This window comes from Sphingomonas radiodurans, from assembly GCF_020866845.1.
Classification (GTDB): domain Bacteria; phylum Pseudomonadota; class Alphaproteobacteria; order Sphingomonadales; family Sphingomonadaceae; genus Sphingomonas; species Sphingomonas radiodurans.
Window position 1 is genome coordinate 2,039,346 of the sequence record NZ_CP086594.1, and the last position, 18,934, is coordinate 2,058,279.

The following is an 18,934-nucleotide window of genomic DNA, read 5'->3' on the forward strand; positions in this document are numbered from 1 at the left end:
TGATCAGCGCCTCGACCGGCCGCTAGCGCTGACCTGATCCTCCGCCGTGACAAACGCAGAACGGGCATCGCCCACGGGATCGTAATTCCGATCGATACGATTGCGCAGCCGGGCCTGAACGCGATTGTTGATTCGGTTGTTAATGCGAGCCATCGGCTCAGTTCCGGTCACGCGCGCGGCATCTTCACGCGTCTGGCGCTGACCGATCTTGCCGGTATTCGTCTGGGGCGCCCGGACCCAGGTGTCGTCGATCGGCGGCGGCGTGGGGCGGTCGATCTCCGGTGTGGGATCACGCACCTGGGCCGCCGAAGGTGTGCCGGTGAGCATTACGAAAGTTAGCAGAACCGGAAGCGAACTGCGCATCATCACCCGCCTGCAGCCGGAATAAGTGTCACGGTTTGAATCTGTCCCGTCACACCGCCAATTGCGGACGATGGCCGCGCAACCAGGCGAAGCAACTGTGCCGGACAAGCGCCGCTGACGGACAGTTCACCGCTAAAACGCCCGTTGTTCTCCGTCGATGAAGGAAGCTCAACCCGACCTAATTCCCGCCCGTCGCGACAGACAAGCTGCCAATAAGGCAAGTCTCGGGCTGTTTGTTCAATTCCGCCACTAGTCCCCTGGAGAAGGTAGCGGCCGGGTGGTAGCAACTGTAACTGCTGAAGCACAATTCCGCCGACTGTTGAGGCCGCCGCAAAATCGAACAGTCCGCCTTTGCGATTGGCTTGGATTGTCGCAGTCACGCCGGTCTCGTTCATCACGGGCATCCAATCAAATACCGACGGGGTTTCCAGATTGGCAGTGAAACGCGGATCACGCGATCGACGTCGATCAACATCCGAGCGAAACGACTGATAATAGTTCCACGCTTCGCTGAGCGCGCCCCGATCGACCAGTGCGTTGACCACGACCGATTGAGCCTCAGGTGGAACGGCAACGCCGCGCCGCGACAAGCGTCTGAACAGATCTGCGCTGGCTTCCGGATTAATGCTGGAGTTTGCGAGATGGCTGGTGAACCCAAGGCTCCAGGGCGGTCGCGCAGCGAGCGTATCGGTTAATTCCTTGCGGATCACCGGATCTGCCACTGCAAGCGTCAGTACGGGGAATAGGAGGTCGGACCCCACACGCGCCGTGCGCAACGCAATGTCGTAATGACGCAGCGCGCCTGCAATATCGTTGCGCGCAACGGCATCCTCGATCAGCCACAATTGCGTACCCAGTTCGCGCCGGGAGAGTGCATCCGAATGCGCAAATAGCTGACGGGCGCGGTTCACGTCGCCTTGTAACAACGTGTTCAATCCCAACGCAGTGAGCGCCGGCCCCGCGAGCGGCTCGTCGTAAAGTGCCTGTCGTGCGAGCCGCGTTGCCCTAGCGCGTTGCCCAGTGTTCGGATTGCCCGTCATCAGCCGTTCGACCAGTCGTGCCGCCACGCGTCCGTCACGTGGAGCGAGTGCATACGCCTGCTCGGGATTCGACCGGTACATGGCAAAGGCGATCGTGCGCGTCAGCGAAATATAGCCGATCCACAAAGCGGTAATCGCCAGGGCCCCTCGCAGCGCCCATTCACGTCCCGAGCGCTTGCGGCGTATAGGGCGCAGCTTGGCCATCAGCTGCCCTTGTTGGTCTTTTCGCGCCCGTAGCCATAGCCGTAATCATAGCCATAGCCGAAATGCGCCTTGCGCGCCTCAAACTTGGTCAGCACGCCGCCAAGGATATGGGCATTTGCGCCAAGCAGTCGCTGCAGCGCCGTTTTGACGAGGCTCGAGCGGATTCCGTGAGACTCGACGGCATAAACAACGCCTTCAACCTGGCTTGCGATCAGCGGAGCGTCGGCCAGGCCCATCACTGGCGGGCTGTCGATCACGACATGCTCGTAGGTTTCGAGCAAGCGCTGAAGCAGCAGCTTGAGGCGCGGGCCCGTTAGTAGTTCGGCGGCATTGGGTGGGATTGGGCCCGCGGACATGGCGGTGAAGCCAAGGTCGCGCATTTCGAACGTCAACTGGCTGATGTCGTCATTTCCAGCAAGGAAGTTGCTGAGGCCGCGATCGTGATCCACCCCGCCCAAATGGTGGATCGAGGGCGAGCGCATGTCGCCATCTACAAGGATTGCCCGTTTGCCCGAGCGCGCGAGCATCGTCGCTACCGCCAGCGCCGTGGTCGACTTGCCTTCCGCCGGTCGGGTCGATGTAACTGCCAGCGAGCGCGGGACGCCATGCTGGGTCGTGAAGCCGAGGCTGGTCTGAATAGCCAGATACGCATCGACCAACTCAGATTTGCGGTCAAGCAGGGCCTCACGTGGCTCCACACCTTCGACCTTGGGCACCGAGCCAAGCAGCGGCAGCCCGAGCCGGCGCTCAACCTCACCCGGATCGGCGATCGCCTCGTCCATCTGCTCAAGCGCGAACGCCAAGGCCGCACCGATAACCAGACCCGCTACAAGCGAGACGAACAGATTGATAAGAAGCTTGGGGCTTGACGGTGCCTTGGGCACGTCCGCGGGGTCAACAATCGCGATATTGTTGACCCCGACACCGCCCGCTACGCCGATTTCCTTGAACCGTTGGAGCAGACCGTCATAGAGGGCGCGGTTCGTGTCCACCTCTTGCTGATAGATATTATACTGGATGCTGCGGCGACGCAGGTCGAGATAGTTTGATTTCAGCCGCTCAACCTGCCGGCGCAGCGCATTTTCGTTCTCGGCTGCTTGGCGATAGTCGGCCTGTACCGAGCCAGACACCCGATTTTCTTCAAGGGTAATTGACCGGTCGAGCTGGTTAATCTGCGACTGGATCGCGCGTGCTGGCGGATATTCGGGTTCAAACTGAACCATTAACCGCTGGAATTCAGCCGCAAGCTCGGCGCGGCGCTGGCGCAGCGAATTGATGGCCTGATTGCGAAGCGCTTCGTTTGACTGGCCGCTCCGGCCGGCCTCGCGGGAGCGCGCTTCGGCTCCGATGCGGTCAGCGGTCGCTTGCGACAACGCGGTGTTCAGCGAGGCAAGCTCATCGGCGACAATCGAGCGCTCAGAGGTTGAATTTTCGCCATTACCCTGGCTCGGCAGATTGATGATGCGCTGCTGCTCAGCATAGGTTACAAGCTGGCGCTGCGTTTCATCGAGCCGGTCTTTGACCTGACCTAGTTCGCGTTGAAGGAGATTACGACCGTAAGACGTTGCCTGAACCTTGCGCTCTAGGTTCGTCTGTATGAAGTTTTCCGCCCAAGCATTCGAGACCTTCTGCGAGAAGCCCGCGTCGGGGCTAGTGAAGTGAATTTCAACAAGTCGCGACAGGCGGGTCGGGTCAATTCCGACATGTTTGAGCAGGATCTCGCCGGCGATACGCTGGCGCTCCTTGCGGCCATTAGCCGCGTATCGCCCGCTAATCTCCTGAAAAGCGGGATCGTCTTGATTGATGCCGAAACGCTCGAAGAACGTCTTATCGTCAATTAGACGAAGCTGGGTGGCAACACGCTCGGCCAGCACGCGCGAACGCAGCAAACCATATTGTGTCTGGTAAAACTCTTGGTCTGCAACACTGGTCTCGCGCTCGACACCTTGAAAATTTGTGACCTGGCTCGATTCCCGTGAAATCTCGATTGCTGAGGTGGCAGTGTATTTGGGGGTCATCAACAACGTGATGATGAGCCCGAGAATAAAACAGGCCGCTGTGACGCCGAAAATGACATAGCGCCAGCGCAGGGCGATGCGCAGATATTGCCGAATGATTGGCATTTTGTCGCCCCCTGGAGAACCGACCACGCCCGGCGTGGTCGGCAAGGCGCCGGAATTGGGTGCGGTACTAACGAAATGCATCAAAGGCGCCTTATTGGAGCACGGCGATTAAGGGCGCCGCAAGAACCGGCGATAGCGCGACAAGGTCACGGAACAGGCGGCGTTGCGGTGAGTCTCCCACGATGATCACGTCATTGGCGTAGACGGCAGGATCATCATAAGCCCCGCGGCGAATAGCGGCTATGTTGTAAAGGCCTGCCATGCGGCGGCTCTCGACGGTGCGCAGGATGACGACATCTTCCTGCCGGGCAAATTCAGTGAGGCCCTTGGCTGAGGCGACCACGCGCATCAGCGTCATCTGATTGGTAACCGGATAAAGACCAGGTTCAACGACCGAACCGTCGATCGTCACAACCTGACTGACCGAGCTCTTGATATTCACCGTCACCTGCGGATCGCGGACGTAGCGTGCCTGAAGAGCGGTCTCGATAGCACTCGCCAATTCCGCGGCCGTTTTGCCGCGCGCGTCAATGGTGCCGGCAAGCGGCATGGCAATGCGCCCGCTGGCATCAACCTGCATCTCGCGATCAAGATCAGGAATGCCGAACACGCTTACCTCAATCGTGTCGAGCGGGCCAATCAGGGCGGGCCGATCGGCTGCTGTAAGATCGCTGCGGTCAGGGGGGGGTAGCTCGGCGCTGTCGGGAACAACGGTGAGGCTGCCGTTAGAGCGGATTGGCTCGTAAGAGGCGCAGCTGGTTCCAAGCAGCGCAAGGCACAGAACAGGAAATGGGAGGCGCATGCGCGTGGATAGTCCGCAGATATCGTGAGAATGTGGCTGCTCTATAGGTTTGTCGGGCAATCCGGTAAAGTAGCCTGCGGCTTAGCGACATTGCCCCGCGCCAGCCAGAGGGCGGCGACAACCAGAAGAGCCATTATCGTCGGCGTGCGTGCCGGGTAATCGGTGATGCTTGCGACCAGAACAAGCAAAATCATCGTTGAGCCGAGCCGAGAAAGAACAATGCGATCGGTCTCTGGCGCCTGCCAGATCCGGATCGTCACGACAAACCACCATATAACGCCGACCACGAGCAGAGCAATGCCAGCGAGCCCGCCGTCCAGCGCGATGCCCAAGTAATCGTTATGCGCCTGGTTGAAGTACGTCAGCTTCAGTAGATCGAACGGTTCATGAATACGAAAAATCGGGTCAAAGCCGCCAAAGCCGGATCCGAATGGCATATAGCTCACAATCATCGACAAAACTGTTGGAAGTGCGCGTGATCGCATATCCTCGCCGCCTTCTGATTCGATCAGCCGATCAATGGACTGAGCGCGATCGGCGAGGAAGCTGAGCGCTACGAAGCCGCCGACTACCAAAACGGCGAAAGCTATCAGCGCCGGAAATACCCAGCCGGGCGCGCGTCGCAGGCGACGCCGGATGCGCCGGCCGACCAGCAGGGCCGCCATGGCCAACGCCAGCACGCCCAACAAGGCACCAGCGCGCGACCCAGTAGCGAGAATGGTCAGCACGAATAAAAGCACAAGACCGCCCGCCAAAGGCCCGCGCCAGCGCAGCGCGTCCAGATCCATGAACGCCCAGACCGGAGCGATCACGCACCCCATCGCCAACATGAGCGCGAAATGATTGCGATTGGCGAAAATGCTGCTGACGACGCCGGGCGTGTCATTAAGAAACGGGCTGTTGAAACCGGCGCCTGAAAACTGCATCAGGCCAAGCAGCGTGGCCGCGGCAATCATGCCGAGCAAAATCGTCGGTAGCCATCGACTGACACGGTCATTCGCCTGGGTGAGTAAAACAAGCATCGTTACCGGCACGATCAGCGAGGCAAGTGCATTGGTCGTCGCCCCGGGCGTCATCGTCCAAGGTCGCCATGGCGACGCCTCGCCCGGGATCAGGAGAACTTCTCTGCCTGGAAGCGCTTGCCACCAGGTGGGCGGCAGCGGGATCAACTGAATAAGGGGCAGGACGATGGTGGCCGCTAGCAGTATGGCCACGGGACGTCCTTGCGCCAGCGACGGTCGAGTGCCCCCAAGAATGGAAGCGATCAGGATAGCCCAACAACCCGCCCGGACGATCACTTGCCCTATGGCGTCCCCGCGCGAGGCTCCACCGGCAATCCACAGCAATGCAACCATTGCAGCGACAAGGACCAGGGAAAGGTCGGGTCGAAAAGATGACCGTCGGGCCGAATGCATATGAACCATCGGCGCGCTGTTATCCGATCGCGGCTATTTTAAAAATAGCATGGTGGTTCGTATCTATTAGGCATCGTGGACAAAGGGTATCCACAGCTTTGCTGATGCGAGGGTGACGAAGCCGAGGTAGGATTCTGCGGTTTTGTCATAGCGGGTGGCGACGCGCCGCCAGTTCTTGAGCTTGCTGAACAGGCGCTCGATAAGATTGCGCCAGCGGTACTTCTGCCGGTCGTGCGGGATGGGCGTGCGACGGTTGCTCCTGGCGGGGATCACCGCCTCGACATCGGCCTTGGCGAGCGTCTCGCGGATGGAGTCTGCATCATAGCCCTTGTCCGCGAGCAGCGCTTCGACCCGCTCGGCCAGCATGCAAAACAACGGCCCGAAGCCTTGCACGTCGTGCGCCTGGCCGGGCGTCAGGACAAAGCAGAGCGGCCGTCCCTGTCCGTCGCACCGCGCGTGGAGCTTGGTGGTGAACCCGCCACGCGATCTGCCGAGCGCCTGGGTGTCCTGATCCCCTTTTTTAGTCCGACGGCGCAATGGTGCGCCCGGACTACCGTGCTGTCGATCATGTCGGCGGTCGTGTCGCGCTCCACTGCCTCGGCGAGGCTCTCCAGCATGGCATCGAATACGCCAGTCTCGAGCCATCGCCGGTAGCGACGGAAGACGCTGTTTCATTTGCCGTACTCGTCAGGCAGGTGTCGCCACTGCGCTCCAGTCCGCGCCATCCACATCATGCCCTCAAAATACGGTCGGTTGTCACCAGCAGGGCGACATCCCCTGCCACACTCGGCCGGCAGCAACGGCCCAATCAGAGCCCACTCGTCATCCGACACCCCGATCCGCTCGCCCAACGCCGCCTCCAAAAGACAGCCTTGAATCAACCGCAGAGTCGCTCGTCAACCTTTGTCCACCATACCTAGGCCAGCATCTCACGCATTCATTCACCTGGTACGATCGAAAGACCACGCCAGATGCAATGCGAGCATGACGTTACAGGAATGGCCATCGTCATGGAGCATGGAAGGACATCAGCAAGCGGCGTTTAGATGATAATGTCCATGATCGCATGAGAAACCCATTCTGCTGAGGAAGATGGCGGCGCGCAGGTAATGCCTGTCCCGTGCGAAAGCCGCACCTCAACGCCGCAGAAAAAGACCCAGCCTGCGAAACAGGCTCTGGACGTTCACAGGTTCGCCGTAGAACGACGGCGCATGAATAGCGTAAGGATCATCTCGCCGGAGCGAGCACTGGCATATGTGGCGATCGTCCTCGCGGTCGTCCTCGCCGCGCTCGCGGTGCCCAAGGAAATGATCATCACGCGCTGGTATTTCCTGCATCAGGATGCCCTTGCCGGCATCGTGATGGCGGGATTGCTGCTGCTGGCGATCCGTCGGAAGCTACCACGCACGGACTGGATCGCCGCGCCGCGCACCGCTCGCGTGCTGCTCGCGTCGCTGCTTCTCGCGCTGCTGCTGTGGGTGGGTACGTATACGCTGATGGCCGATTATGCCCTCACGCGCGACGAGTTGATGGTCGAATTCGATCGCGCGATCTTCGCGGCCGGCACCATGTCGTTGCCCCTCCCCGCCGCCTGGGCGGGATATGCCGTGGCGCTCGTGCCGGCGTTCCTCCTCGACGTTCCAGCCAATGCGCTGCTGGTGTCGGCCTATATGCCAGTGAATGCGGCAATGCGAGCGGCGTTCGGGTTGGTGCTCGATCCGGCGTTGATGAACCCGCTGCTCGCGGCGGCCGGGCTGCTCCTGCTGCATCGCATCGCCCGCCGCCTGTTCCCCGATTGTGTCGGGGCGCAATGGGTGGCGCTGGCGGGCTATATGCTGTCGGCGCAAGTGCTGGTCACCGCGATGACGCCGTATGCGATGACGGCGCATCTGGTGTTCGATCTCGCCTGGCTCGCGCTGTTCCTGCGCGATCGGTGGTGGTCGCACGTCCTGGCGATGGCGATCGGCGTGGCCGCGATCGGATTGCACCAAGTGGTGTTCCACCCCTTGTTCGCCGGCCCGTTCATCCTGCTGCTGCTCGCCGAGCGGCGGTGGCGCCTGTTTGGCATTTATGCGCTCGTCTATGCCGCCGCGCTCCTGTTCTGGATCAGCTGGCCGCAGATCGTGGTCGCGGCGGGCGGTGTGCCGGCGGGCGGCAGCACCGCCGGGGGCGGCTCGTTCCTGATCGATCGCGTGCTGCCGCTACTGCGCGATCGCGATCCGCGAACGATCGCGTTGATGCTGCACAACATGCTGCGCGCAGTCACGTGGAACGCGGCGTTCGTCCTGCCCTTCGTCATCTTGGCGGTGCCGGCGATCCGGCGCCGCGAGGGCATGGCGCTGCCGCTCGCCGCCGGCGTGGTGTTGACGCTGGTCGCGATGGCGGTGCTCCTGCCCTTTCAGGGGCATGGCTGGGGCTATCGCTATGTGCACGGGCTGCTCGGCAACGCCATGCTGCTGGCCGGCTACGGCTATCGCGAACTCGCCCGCCGCGATGCCCCCCGCGCCGCTGGTCTCGCGCTGCTGCTGGGGCTCGGCACGCTGCCGATCGTCGCCTGGCTGCTGGCGACCAGCCATGGGTTCGTCGCGCCTTATGCCCGGCTGACACACGTGATCGAGCGCCAGCGCAGCGATTTCGTCATCGTCGACACCGAGCCACCATCGAGCGCGATCGACCAGGTCCGCAATCGACCCGACCTCGGGAACCGCCCGCTGATCTTCTCGAGCAAGGATCTGAGCCAGGCGCAGATCGCTGATCTTTGCGCGCGCGGCAGCATCACGCTGATCACGCGGCGCGATTTCCATGGCGTTGGGTTCGCGCCCGACCTGCCCGAGCAGAGCCGGCTGTTCGCGCGGCGCACCGCAATGCTGGCCAGGCGCGCATGCCTGCGCCGACCGATTGGGTGAAAGATGCGCATCTGCATTGTCTATGATTGCCTCTTCCCCTGGACGGTGGGTGGCGCCGAGCGCTGGTATCGCGCGCTGGCGGAGCGGCTCGCCGCGCAGGGGCATGACGTGACGTATGTGACGCAGCTGCAATGGGGCGCCGCGGACGCACCGGCCATCGCCGGCGTGCGCGTTGTCGCCGTCACGCCGCGTATGGCCTTGTACAGCAACGGGAAGCGGCGGATCGCGCCGCCGCTGCGTTTCGGGCTCGGCGTGTTCGCGCATCTGCTGCGGCACGGGCGCGGCTACGATCACGTCCATTTGGCAAGCTTCCCCTATTTCTCGCTACTGGCGGCCGGGGTGCTGCGCCCGATCGGGCGCTATTCGCTCGGGGTCGACTGGCACGAGGTGTGGAGCGCGGACTATTGGCGCGAGTATCTCGGCGCCGGCGGCAGGATCGGCTGGTGGGTCCAGCGGCTATGTGCCGCCTTGCCGCAGCAGGCCTTCGCCTTCAGCCGCCTGCACCGCGATCGCCTGGCCGGGCTGGGGCGCTGGGCGACGCTGCTGCCGGGGGAATATGCCGGCGGCGACAAGGACCAGGTCGCCGCCGGGGGTCCCCCCACGATCCTCTATGCCGGGCGCCTGATCGCCGAGAAGCGCGTCGATCTTCTGCTGGAGGCGTTCGCGCTGGCACATGCCGGAAACCTCGCGTTGCGGTTGCAGATCGTCGGCGACGGCCCGGAACGCGATCGGCTCGCGGCGCGGGTGGAGGAACTCGGTCTCGGCGCGGTGGCCGAGCTTACTGGCTTCGTGCCGCAGGCGGCGTTCGATCACCTGTTCGGCCGCGCCACGGCGATCGTCCAGCCATCGGCGCGCGAGGGCTATGGCATGGTGGTGGTCGAAGCTGCGGTGCGCGGCATCCCGGCCGTGCTGGTCGAAGCGCCGGACAATGCCGCGGTCGAACTGATCGAGTCCGGCGCGAACGGGCTCGTCGCCGAACCGACGCCCGAAGCGCTTGCCGCGGCGATCCTGGCGGTGGTGGCGGACAATCCGGCGTGGCGCGCGCGAACGGCGGGCTGGTATGCCGTCAATCGCGAGCGACTGTCGCTCGATCATTCGCTCCGGATCGTCGCCGGCGCGATCGATGGTTACGTTCCGGTAACCATGTCTTAAGCCCTGTATTCTAGCGTCTGCGGCATGATGGAGCGCGCGATGGCGACAATGCAATCACGGCCCGTTGGCGATGGGCGCGGCGCATGTGCCGTTGCGCCCGACGGCATCTGCGATTTCACCTCGCTGGGTACGTTCGAGGACAAGAGCGGGAAGGTCGGCGCGGTGAGCGTGCTGCAATGCCGGCATTGCCGCATCGGCATTTCGACGCCGCCGCTGCCCGATGTTGCCTTCTTGTACGAAGGCCGGGAAAGCCAAGACTTCCAGCCCGATACGAACGGCCTGGCGCGGCAGATCAAGCAGCTCGCCTTTGCACGGCAAGCCCGCCAGATCCTCTCGCAGCTCGAAGCCGCGCCGGGGAAGGTGCTCGATTTCGGGTGCGGCAGCGGGCTGTTCACGCGCTGCCTCGACGATATTCTGGGCGTCGGCTCGGTCACCGGCAGCGATTTTCATGCCGATGCCCCCGCCGAGCTTGCCGGGCGCGCCTATCTGCCGATGAACCGGCTCGATGAATGCGAAGGCCGGTTCGATACCGTGCTGGCGATGCATGTGCTCGAGCACGACGACGATGCCGCTGGGCTGTTGCACCGGGTGGCGCGCATGGTCCGGCCGGGCGGCCGCATCGTGTTTGAGGTGCCCAATATCGATTGCGTGTGGACGCGGCTGTTCGGACAAGCGTGGGATGCCTGGTACGTCCCGTTCCACCGCACGCATTTCAGTCTCGCCAGCCTCAATGGCTTGGTTGCGGGCGGTGGGCTCGAGCTGATCGCGACGCATCGCGTCAGCGTGCCGACGACGGGGCGGTCGCTGGCCAATCTGGTCGGCGCGCGCAATTCGCTGCCGTTCCTGCTTGCGGGCGCCATGCTGCACCCGGTGCAGATCGCCGGCGAGAAGCTCAGCGGACAATCATCGGCACTGCGAGTAATCGCGCGCAAACCCTGATCGGGTTCGTTTGAAAACGCGCTGAAGGCGCGTTTCGCGGCACCGGTCCGCGCCCCTACCTACCTCCCATTCAAGATACTGACGTGGAAGGTAAGGTAGGGGAGCGGGCCGGCAGCATCTGAAAAGCCTATCAGCGGTGCCCGGTCACCAGCAGGCATGATGGCACACCAGCGGGCTGCTCACCGACGCCGAGCATGATCGTCCTGGCGATGCCCGCCGCGATCGGCCGGGGCAACGCGGCGCGGTTCTGCAGGCTGCGCAGCTTCAGCCGGCGCTGGATCTCGATCGGCCGGCTCTTGCCTAGCGTCAGCTTGTGGAGCAGGCCACCCGTCAGGCGCGACAGCGTTTCCCAGCGCCGCGTCTCGCCCTGCGTGACATAGCCTTCCGCGCTGTCGAGCACGAGGCCGTTGCGGGCGCACATGGCGCCCCAGTCGGCCGCCGACAGATAATGGAAATGCGCCAGCCGCCGATCGAGCTCGGCCAGATAATCCGCGCGCGTACGGCCCGACAGGCTGCCGGCGAGATTCTCGTGGAAGCCGGGGCACGGCACGGTGAAGAAGAACTGCCCGCCCGGCTTGAGCAGCCGCCCGACCTCGGCAATCACCGGCTCGAGATCGGGAATGTGCTCCAACACCGAATTCGACAGCACATAGTCGAACGTGCCGTCTTCTTCCGGTATCGCGTCTCCGCCGCAACTGTGGATGCGGCGGTAGAATCCGTATTGGCGCGCCGCGTCAGTTTCCAGCGGATCGGGATCGATCCCCACCAGATCGGGCGTCGTGCCGATGCGCGCGAACAGGATGTCGGTCAGGATGCCATCGCCGCACCCCAGGTCGAGCCCTAGGCCACGCACATCGGCCATCGCGCGGGCGAGCGCGTCGATCTCGATCGCGCGGAACCAGGCGGTCGCCGGCTGCGCCGGATAGCGCGCGACGAATTCGGTCAGCAAGGCGCTGGAAACGGTCATCTCAAAGCCTTTTTATCGATCGCGGCAAGCTGCCGCCCAGCTTGCCACCCAGCTTTCCGTCCAGCGCGATCGCCCAGAAGCTGCTGGTGATATTGTAGAGGAACATCAGCCCAATCACCGCGGGCGCCGCCCAGACCATCGCCACGCCGGCGCAGTCGCGGATCAGGAAGAACAGCAGAATCGCGACCGGCGTGTTGACGATCTGCGCCGCGGCATAGCGCGCGAAGCTTCCGGCGCCTGGCTGGGTGCGATACGTGATCGCAAGGTGCAGCGCATAGCTGAGCGGGATCAGCACCAGCGCCGACGCGATCACCGCAAGCCCGTAATGCACGCCGACCCGGTCGAGTGCGACGAGCAAGGCGATGTTCAACGTCATGCACGTGACGCTGACCGCCAGATAGCGCGGCGAGCTGCTCAGCAGCGCCTTCACGCGTGCGCGCCCACCGGCACGACATCGGCGGCCGGCCCGGTATTGGCTGTGGGCACGAAATTGGCCTCGTTTCCACCGATCACCGCCAGCAGGAATCCGCCGAACAGCGTCTGCAGGCCGATCGTGCCAGCCACGCCGGCCAGCGCGACCGGCAGGATCGAGCGCAGCGCGGCGAAGCTCCCCGCCCCCCAGTGCACCGCCACGCCGATCATCGACGCGACCGCGATCGCCATCAGGAGCAGCCCGCCGATCACGCATCCTTCCAGCGTCAGCAGGCCGCGCGCGCGGATCAGCCAGCTGTTGGGCAGCCGATAGCCGGCACGAACGCCGTAAAGATGTGAGGCGACCGCCATCAACGCCGCCATATGCCCCGATACGGCGAGCAGGGCGCCGATGACGATCCAGCTCTCGCCGAACGGAATGCTGCCGAGCAGGCCAAGCGCGTGCAGCATCGCGATCGTCAGGATCAGCGTGCCCGCGCCGACGGCGACGATGCCCGGCACGCCGAACATCCAGGTCGGCGACAGCATGAACAGGTAGCGCAAGTGGCGCCAGCCATCGCGCCAGGGGCGCAGATGCGGTTCGCGCTCGCGCAGATCGGGCGACAGCGTCGCTGGCACTTCGGTGGTGCGCAGCTTCAGCAGCGCGGCCTTGATCACCATCTCGCTGGCGAATTCCATGCCCAGGCCCGTCAGCCCGAGCCGCGCGAAGGCGTCCTTGCGGATCGCGCGCAGCCCGCAATGCGCATCGCTGACGCCCGAACGGAAGAACAGGTTGAGCAGGCCGGTCAGCGCCGGATTGCCGATGTAGCGGTTCTTCCAAGGCATCGCGCCGGCTTCGATCCCGCCCTTGAACCGGCTTCCCATGCACAGGTCGAAGCCCTGGTCGAGCTTGGCGATCATTGCGACGCCCTCGGTGAAATCATAGCTGCCGTCGCAGTCGCCCATCAGGATGTAGCGCCCGGCTGCCGCCTCGCATCCCTTGATCAGCGCCGCGCCATAGCCGCGCCGAACGACCGGCACCACGCGCGCGCCAAGCGCCGCGGCAAGCGCCTGGCTGCCATCGGCCGAGCCATTGTCGGCAATCACGATTTCACCGCTGAGCCCGCACTCGGTGCGCAGCCTTGCCAGCGCGTCGATCGCATTGCCGATGCAGTGCGGCAGCGATTGCACTTCGTTGAGGCACGGCATCACGATCGACACGTCGATCGCATGCCGGTCGGCTGGCTCGACCAGCGAGAACTGCCGGTGCTGGAGTTCCAAACACGCCCCCTTCGGAAAAGTGCGCTCTTCATGAAGGCAGTTGGTTAACAACCGATCAAACCGGCATGTCGTTGTGTAGGTATCACGTCCGCCCACGAAACGTCGGGGGTCCGACAGAGGTGGCTCGGGGGATCTGAACATCGGGGATAAGTGGATTGCCGATCTGACAGCGGCCGTGCTGGCCGCGAGAAGGAGGCAAGATGAGCAAACGACCCCGCTGGAACCACAGCCCGGCATTCAAGGCCAAGGTGGCGTTGGCTGCCGTGAAAGGCGCGCCGGCCGAACACCTCGACGCCGGCACCGGGGCACAAGATCTATCCGTACCTGCTGCGCAAGCTCGCGGTGATCCGGCCGAACCAGGTCTGGGCGACGGACATTACGTATGTGCCGATGGCGCGTGGCTTCGTCTACCTCGTCGCCATCGTCGACTGGTTCAGCCGGCGCGTGCTGGCGTGGCGGGTGTCGATCTCGCTCGATGTCGGGTTCTGCATCGAGGCGCTGGAGGAGGCGCTGACCCGCTACGGCAAGCCCGCCATCTTCAACAGCGATCAGGGCTCGCAGTTCACGAGTGCCGCCTTCACCGCCGTCCTCCACCGCGAGAAGATCGCGATCAGCATGGACGGTAAGGGGTGCTGGCGCGACAACGTGTTCGTGGAGCGCCTCTGGCGCTCGGTGAAATATGAGGAGGTGTACCTCAACGCCTATGCCTCGGTTCCCGAGGCCCGCGCCGGCATCAGCCGCTACATCGGGTTCTACAATGCCGTTAGGCCGCACTCCGCGCTTGGCGGCCGCACGCCCGACCAGATATACTTCAACCAGCCGCTTCTCGCAGCGGCATGATCAACCAGCGGCAGTCCACTTATCCAAGCCGTGAACCTGTCCAGACAAACCGAGCAACCTCTGACAAGGCAACAGGTCGGCAACAAATGTCGACACCGCAGCAGATCGACATGTCGATGCTGGGTTAGGGGTCCGCGCCACCATCCGTCGCGATGGTAGTGTCGATAACGGAAGGGTGACCCAGCGATCCGCTGGCCGAGACCAGTGCGCGGCTCTACGTTAATGTAGCTTCAACTTCGGCCGTACGATCTGATTAACATGCCCGATCACGATCAACGCGACCCCACGCCACCACCCGTGGATCGCGATCAAGTGCATGCGATACAGCGACATATAGACCGTTCGCGCAATCCAACCCTCGACCCGCATCCGCCCGCCGACAAGATTGCCCATCAAGCTGCCGACGGTCGAGAAACGGCTGAGCGACACCAGCGAACCATGGTCCTGATAGACGAAATCCTTGAGCGGGTCGCCGGCTTGCGCGCGGACGAGATTGGCGAAAATCAGGCTCGCCATCTGGTGCGCAGATTGCGCGCGCGGCGGGATCGGGCGGTCACGGCCGGGAAGAAGGCAGGATGCGCAGTCGCCGAGCGCGTAGATGCGGTCGTCGCTGGTCGATTGCAGCGTCGGGCGCACGACGATCTGGTTGCCGCGGGTAAGTTCCAGGTCGCTCATCGTCTTGATCTCTTCGGCGCCCTTTACGCCCGCCGCCCAGACGATCAGATCGGCATCGATGACCCCGCCGTCGCCAGTATGAACCGCGCGCTCCGCCACCCGGACAACTTGCGTATTGTCGAGCACGCGCACGCCGAGATATTCGAGCTCGCGCTTGGCGGTCGCGGCTAGCGTCTCGTCGAGCGCCGGGAGGATGCGCAGCCCCGCCTCGATCAGCGACACTTCAAGCTTGCTCTCGTCGAACACCTCAAGCCCGTAATGCCGCAGCGCCTTGGCGGCGTTGTAGAGTTCAGCGGCGAGTTCCACTCCGGTCGCCCCGCCGCCCACGATGCTCACGCGCACACGCGCCTCCGGGCGCCCGGTCTGGTGCGCGTGGTTGGTGCGCAGGCACACGTTGAGCAGTTTCTGCCGGAAGCGATCCGCCTGCGGACGATCCTCCAGGAACATCGCATGCTCGCGCACGCCGGGGACGCCGAAATCGTTCGAGATGCCGCCAATCGCCATCACCAGATAATCATAGCGGATGCTGTGCCGCCCGATGATCTCCTCGCCGCGCTCGTCGAGCAACGGGGTGGTGGTAATTGTGCGCGCGGCGCGATCGATGCTCTCGATGCTGCCATTGAAGAAGCGATAGCCCCAGCGCACCGCGTGCCCGCCATAGCCGACCTCGTCGAGATTGGCGTCGAGCGATCCCGCGGCGACCTCGTGCAGCAGCGGCTTCCAGATATGCGTCAGGTTGCGGTCGACCAGTATGATGTCGTGCTGCTTGCGACCATAACGAGCGCCCAGCTTGCGCACGAGCTCCAGACCGCCGGCCCCACCGCCCACCACCACGATCTGCGTCTTCTGCTGAGCCACCCACTTCCCCCGGCGCAATCGCTGCGCACCTGCAAGTCTTGCCCGAAAGACGTGAGCAAACTCAAGAAGGCGACTTAGAGAGATATCAATCAATCGCAGCGAATTTGCACTTCCTGTAGGCAATCGGTGCTAAGCTATCGAGGCGAAGTGCGGATCGTCTCGCCCGACGCGCCTCCTAGCAGGCTCGTTATGGAAGCAGCCTTCTGGCTTGCGACTTTTGCGCCCTAGATGGCACCACAAGATGCTCATCTGGGCGTTGTGCTCGCTCGAGGAGCAGTTTCGTCGTAGCATGACGGTTAACTGCCCGGGAGAATAGATAGCCTTGGCCAAGGATGCAGCCGGCGGCCTGAAGCAACGAGGCCTGATCTTCGGTCTCGATTCCTTCTGCGATGACACGGATGTCGAGTTTCCTGGCGATCTGAAGGAGTCCCTCGATGATGGCCATGCTGGCGTTGCCGGGAGCGAGGCGATCGACGAAGCTCTTGTCGATCTTGATGATATCCACCGGCACGGTCAGGAGGTGCGTCAGCGAGGCGTAGCCGGTTCCGAAATCATCAAGCGCGACCCGGAAGCCCTTGGCCCGAAGGCTTTCGACCGCTTTCTGGACCGAAACGTCGCCGTCGCCCATGTAGACTGTTTCCGTTACCTCAATGATGACGTGCTTGAGTGGAACGTTTTCCCGTTCAAACGCTGCGGTGAGGACGGTTTCCAGCGTTCCACCATGCATGTCGGCCGACGAGACATTGACGCCGACGTGCTGAAAGGGAACGCCCATATCGAGCCAGACACGAAGATCAGCGGCCACAAGCGTCATCATCCGCGCCGTCAGTGCTCTTGCGACATGCACATCCTTCGTCGCTTCCTGGAAATCCGCGGCAGAGATGATCCGATCGCCTAGTCGCATCCGGCACAGCGCCTCGAGCCCGACGATCTCCCGAGTGTCGAGCCTGACGACGGGCTGATAATGAGCGTCGATCCGGTCTTCGCGCAACGCTGCGTCCACTTCGCGAATGTCGCCGAGGCGCCGCGTAATGTTGGTTCCGAGCCCAGGCCAGTACCTTACGAAACCGCCACGCCCGGTTTCCTTCGCATGGTACAAGGCGAAGTCCGCATTCTGGCGGACCTGCTCCGCAACCCGGTCGCCGGCAGTCAGGATTGCTCCGCCTAGGGTAGCGCGCGGCACGACGATCTGATCGCCGCATTGCGCCGGCTCGGCTAGTGCCCCCAAGACTGCTTCTGCGGTCCGCTCAAGGTTCAGCAAGTGCTCGCTGGCTTTAAGGATGATGGCAAACTCGTCGCCCCCGATACGAAAGGCGTGCCCCGCGGTTGCCTGTGCCGAGATCCTGGCGCCGGTCGTCCGCAATAGGGCATCGCCCACATGGTGGCCGAAGGTATCGTTCACGATCTTGAAGTTATCGAGATCGAGCACGATCAGTGCCCATTGCCCTGGCACGTCACAACTTAGCTCATCCAAGGCCTTATCGAACGCTGCCCGGTTCGCCAGCCCGGTAAGTGCGTCGGTGAATGCGCGCCGCTCGTGTTCGATGACGCGTTGGTGCCGCTCGAGGGCGATCACGCAAAGGTGCACGCAGTGCTGGACGATCTCGCGCTCAAGCTGGCTCGGGCCCCTGCATTCGCGATAATAGAAGGCAAAGGTGCCGATCGCGTCACCGGCGACATTGAGAATTGGTTTAGACCAGCACGCTTTCAATCCGAACGGAAGCGCCAGGTGCTTGAAGCTCGCCCATCGGGGATCGTGAGCGATGTCTGTGACCGTCACTTCCTCGCGAAGATAGGCTGCGGTTCCGCAGGACCCGGCGTTCGGTCCAATCGCTACGCCGTCCAGCGAAGTCGAGTAATCGCGCGGGAGGCTTGGCCCGGCAAGTGGATGTATGAGGCCGGCCCGGTCAATGGTGAGGACCGAACAGATGACGTTCGAGGCAAGCTTCTCAGCTTCCTGACACATACGTGTGGCGGTGCTCTCCAGTGTGTCGCCCCTCGCAATCATCTCGAGGATGGTATTCTGGAGCTCTAGCACGATGGTCAAACCTGACGTTGGAAAGCGTCTTGCGAAGGCCTTGTTGAGCGGAGAACATTAGCAATCATGGGTTAACGACTTGTACCCGAACCAACAGCAGCCATCAGAAGCTCACCGGGGTCTGTCGACCACCTTGCGCCGGGCGCTCAGCTACGCTGAGAGTATCACGCTTGGGCGCTTGCGGCGTTGTTCCACGCGGCGCCAGCTCTGCAGATTTTCGCGATGCCGGAGTGCCATTTCGAAGAGCGCTGCGCATCAGTCTTGCGCCGCAATCTACGATGCCGTGCCGTCGGCCTCAACTCGATCGTTCGTAGCGTTCCGGCAGCGCAAGATGGTTCAAAGGCCGTATTGAGGATCATGTGCCCCGATGCGACGGGGACGGCGTGGGTGACAGCGACGCGTGCAGGCATCTCCCACTTCAGGCTGTCGAGGACGATCATCCTGCCCTGAACCCTGCCGAAATCAAGGAATAGACATGACCGACACCACGCATGATATCGTCGATACCGCCGTCGCCGCGGGCGCCTTCAACACGCTGGTCGCTGCCGTAACTGCGGCGGGCCTGGTCGATACGCTGAAGGGCGACGGCCCATTCACTGTCTTCGCGCCGTCCGACGACGCATTCGCGGCATTGCCTGCTGGCACCGTCGACGATCTTGTAAAGCCCGAGAACAAGGACAAGCTAACTGCTATCCTTCTGCTGCACGTCCTCCCCGGCAAGGTGATGGCAGCGGATGTAGCGGGCCAGGTGCTCGATCCCGCAACCGCGGGCGGATCGACCGTCCATGTCGACGGCACTGACGGCGTCACCGTCGATGGTGCCAAGGTCGTGACCGCAGACATCGCATGCACGAACGGCGTGATCCACGTCATCGACACCGTATTGCTGCCCAAGGGCTGACCTTCGACGCCAGTGACCG

Annotated in this window: 16 protein-coding genes and 1 pseudogene; 5 read left to right on the plus strand and 12 right to left on the minus strand. The window is 63.1% G+C overall.

Annotated features, from left to right (window positions below):
- Positions 1-3: 3 nt before the first annotated feature.
- The 7 genes from LLW23_RS09510 to LLW23_RS09540 form a co-directional block, all read right to left on the minus strand.
- Entirely contained in the window at positions 4-366 is a 363-nt protein-coding gene (locus LLW23_RS09510) for a hypothetical protein (RefSeq protein ID WP_228944969.1), read from the minus strand.
- On the minus strand, positions 366-1,607 hold the full coding sequence (locus tag LLW23_RS09515) for a tetratricopeptide repeat protein (protein WP_228944971.1): 1,242 nt from the start codon (positions 1,605-1,607) through the stop codon (positions 366-368). The genes LLW23_RS09510 and LLW23_RS09515 overlap by 1 nt, the downstream gene beginning before the upstream one ends.
- On the minus strand, positions 1,607-3,811 hold the full coding sequence (locus LLW23_RS09520) for a GumC family protein (RefSeq protein WP_228944973.1): 2,205 nt from the start codon (positions 3,809-3,811) through the stop codon (positions 1,607-1,609). The genes LLW23_RS09515 and LLW23_RS09520 overlap by 1 nt, the downstream gene beginning before the upstream one ends.
- A 10-nt stretch (positions 3,812-3,821) precedes the next feature.
- Positions 3,822-4,532 carry a polysaccharide biosynthesis/export family protein gene (locus LLW23_RS09525; RefSeq protein ID WP_228944975.1) on the minus strand — a complete coding sequence of 237 codons (711 nt, stop codon included), beginning with the start codon at positions 4,530-4,532 and terminating at the stop codon, positions 3,822-3,824.
- 41 nt (positions 4,533-4,573) lie between these two features.
- Positions 4,574-5,887, minus strand: coding sequence for an O-antigen ligase family protein (locus LLW23_RS09530; RefSeq protein WP_228944977.1), 1,314 nt, complete (start codon positions 5,885-5,887; stop codon positions 4,574-4,576).
- Positions 5,888-6,013: 126 nt separating this feature from the next.
- Positions 6,014-6,484 (minus strand): IS5 family transposase, encoded by a 471-nt coding sequence (locus tag LLW23_RS09535; RefSeq protein ID WP_228944741.1) that lies wholly within the window; start codon positions 6,482-6,484, stop codon positions 6,014-6,016.
- A 134-nt stretch (positions 6,485-6,618) separates the two neighbouring features.
- Positions 6,619-6,780, minus strand: coding sequence for a transposase (locus LLW23_RS09540; RefSeq protein WP_228948520.1), 162 nt, complete (start codon positions 6,778-6,780; stop codon positions 6,619-6,621).
- A gap of 378 nt (positions 6,781-7,158) precedes the next feature.
- Between LLW23_RS09540 and LLW23_RS09545 the strand changes: the two genes are divergently transcribed.
- From LLW23_RS09545 to LLW23_RS09555, 3 genes are read left to right on the plus strand one after another with little or no spacing between them, the layout of a single operon-like run.
- Entirely contained in the window at positions 7,159-8,853 is a 1,695-nt protein-coding gene (locus tag LLW23_RS09545; RefSeq protein ID WP_228944979.1) for a hypothetical protein, read from the plus strand.
- Between the two features lie 3 nt (positions 8,854-8,856).
- On the plus strand, positions 8,857-10,005 hold the full coding sequence (locus tag LLW23_RS09550; protein ID WP_228944981.1) for a glycosyltransferase: 1,149 nt from the start codon (positions 8,857-8,859) through the stop codon (positions 10,003-10,005).
- A gap of 39 nt (positions 10,006-10,044) precedes the next feature.
- Positions 10,045-10,944, plus strand: a complete 900-nt coding sequence (locus tag LLW23_RS09555; RefSeq protein WP_228944983.1) for a class I SAM-dependent methyltransferase — start codon at positions 10,045-10,047, stop codon at positions 10,942-10,944.
- A 130-nt stretch (positions 10,945-11,074) separates the two neighbouring features.
- Here the strand turns inward: LLW23_RS09555 and LLW23_RS09560 are convergent, their stop codons facing one another.
- From LLW23_RS09560 to LLW23_RS09570, 3 genes are read right to left on the minus strand one after another with little or no spacing between them, the layout of a single operon-like run.
- Positions 11,075-11,911, minus strand: coding sequence for a class I SAM-dependent methyltransferase (locus tag LLW23_RS09560; RefSeq protein WP_228944985.1), 837 nt, complete (start codon positions 11,909-11,911; stop codon positions 11,075-11,077).
- Between the two features lies 1 nt (position 11,912).
- Entirely contained in the window at positions 11,913-12,341 is a 429-nt protein-coding gene (locus LLW23_RS09565) for a GtrA family protein (RefSeq protein WP_228944987.1), read from the minus strand.
- Positions 12,338-13,603: a glycosyltransferase family 2 protein gene (locus LLW23_RS09570; protein WP_228944989.1), complete on the minus strand. Its 1,266-nt coding sequence runs from the start codon at positions 13,601-13,603 to the stop codon at positions 12,338-12,340. The genes LLW23_RS09565 and LLW23_RS09570 overlap by 4 nt, the downstream gene beginning before the upstream one ends.
- Before the next feature lie 273 nt (positions 13,604-13,876).
- On the opposite strand from LLW23_RS09570, the pseudogene LLW23_RS09575 reads away from it, so the two are divergent.
- Positions 13,877-14,443: pseudogene (locus LLW23_RS09575) on the plus strand (IS3 family transposase); the annotation flags it as partial.
- A gap of 219 nt (positions 14,444-14,662) precedes the next feature.
- On the opposite strand, the gene LLW23_RS09580 reads toward LLW23_RS09575, so the two are convergent.
- Complete coding sequence (locus LLW23_RS09580; protein ID WP_228944991.1) at positions 14,663-15,976, minus strand: NAD(P)/FAD-dependent oxidoreductase; 1,314 nt, start codon at positions 15,974-15,976, stop codon at positions 14,663-14,665.
- 187 nt (positions 15,977-16,163) lie between these two features.
- A complete protein-coding gene (locus LLW23_RS09585) occupies positions 16,164-18,014 on the minus strand; it encodes a bifunctional diguanylate cyclase/phosphodiesterase (RefSeq protein ID WP_228948523.1) in 1,851 nt (616 codons plus the stop codon).
- Positions 18,015-18,489: 475 nt separating this feature from the next.
- Between LLW23_RS09585 and LLW23_RS09590 the strand changes: the two genes are divergently transcribed.
- Positions 18,490-18,915 (plus strand): fasciclin domain-containing protein, encoded by a 426-nt coding sequence (locus LLW23_RS09590; RefSeq protein ID WP_228944993.1) that lies wholly within the window; start codon positions 18,490-18,492, stop codon positions 18,913-18,915.
- The last annotated feature ends 19 nt before the right edge of the window (positions 18,916-18,934 follow it).

Excerpts from the sequence above, each read along its gene's own strand:
- LLW23_RS09510 (WP_228944969.1), bottom strand. The coding sequence starts at position 366 with ATGATGCGCAGTTCGCTTCCGGTTCTGCTAACTTTCGTAATGCTCACC.
- LLW23_RS09515 (WP_228944971.1), bottom strand. The coding sequence starts at position 1,607 with ATGGCCAAGCTGCGCCCTATACGCCGCAAGCGCTCGGGACGTGAATGG.
- LLW23_RS09520 (WP_228944973.1), bottom strand. The coding sequence starts at position 3,811 with ATGCATTTCGTTAGTACCGCACCCAATTCCGGCGCCTTGCCGACCACG.
- LLW23_RS09525 (WP_228944975.1), bottom strand. The coding sequence starts at position 4,532 with ATGCGCCTCCCATTTCCTGTTCTGTGCCTTGCGCTGCTTGGAACCAGC.
- LLW23_RS09530 (WP_228944977.1), bottom strand. The coding sequence starts at position 5,887 with ATGGTTGCATTGCTGTGGATTGCCGGTGGAGCCTCGCGCGGGGACGCC.
- LLW23_RS09545 (WP_228944979.1), top strand. The coding sequence starts at position 7,159 with ATGAATAGCGTAAGGATCATCTCGCCGGAGCGAGCACTGGCATATGTG.
- LLW23_RS09550 (WP_228944981.1), top strand. The coding sequence starts at position 8,857 with ATGCGCATCTGCATTGTCTATGATTGCCTCTTCCCCTGGACGGTGGGT.
- LLW23_RS09555 (WP_228944983.1), top strand. The coding sequence starts at position 10,045 with ATGGCGACAATGCAATCACGGCCCGTTGGCGATGGGCGCGGCGCATGT.
- LLW23_RS09560 (WP_228944985.1), bottom strand. The coding sequence starts at position 11,911 with ATGACCGTTTCCAGCGCCTTGCTGACCGAATTCGTCGCGCGCTATCCG.
- LLW23_RS09590 (WP_228944993.1), top strand. The coding sequence starts at position 18,490 with ATGACCGACACCACGCATGATATCGTCGATACCGCCGTCGCCGCGGGC.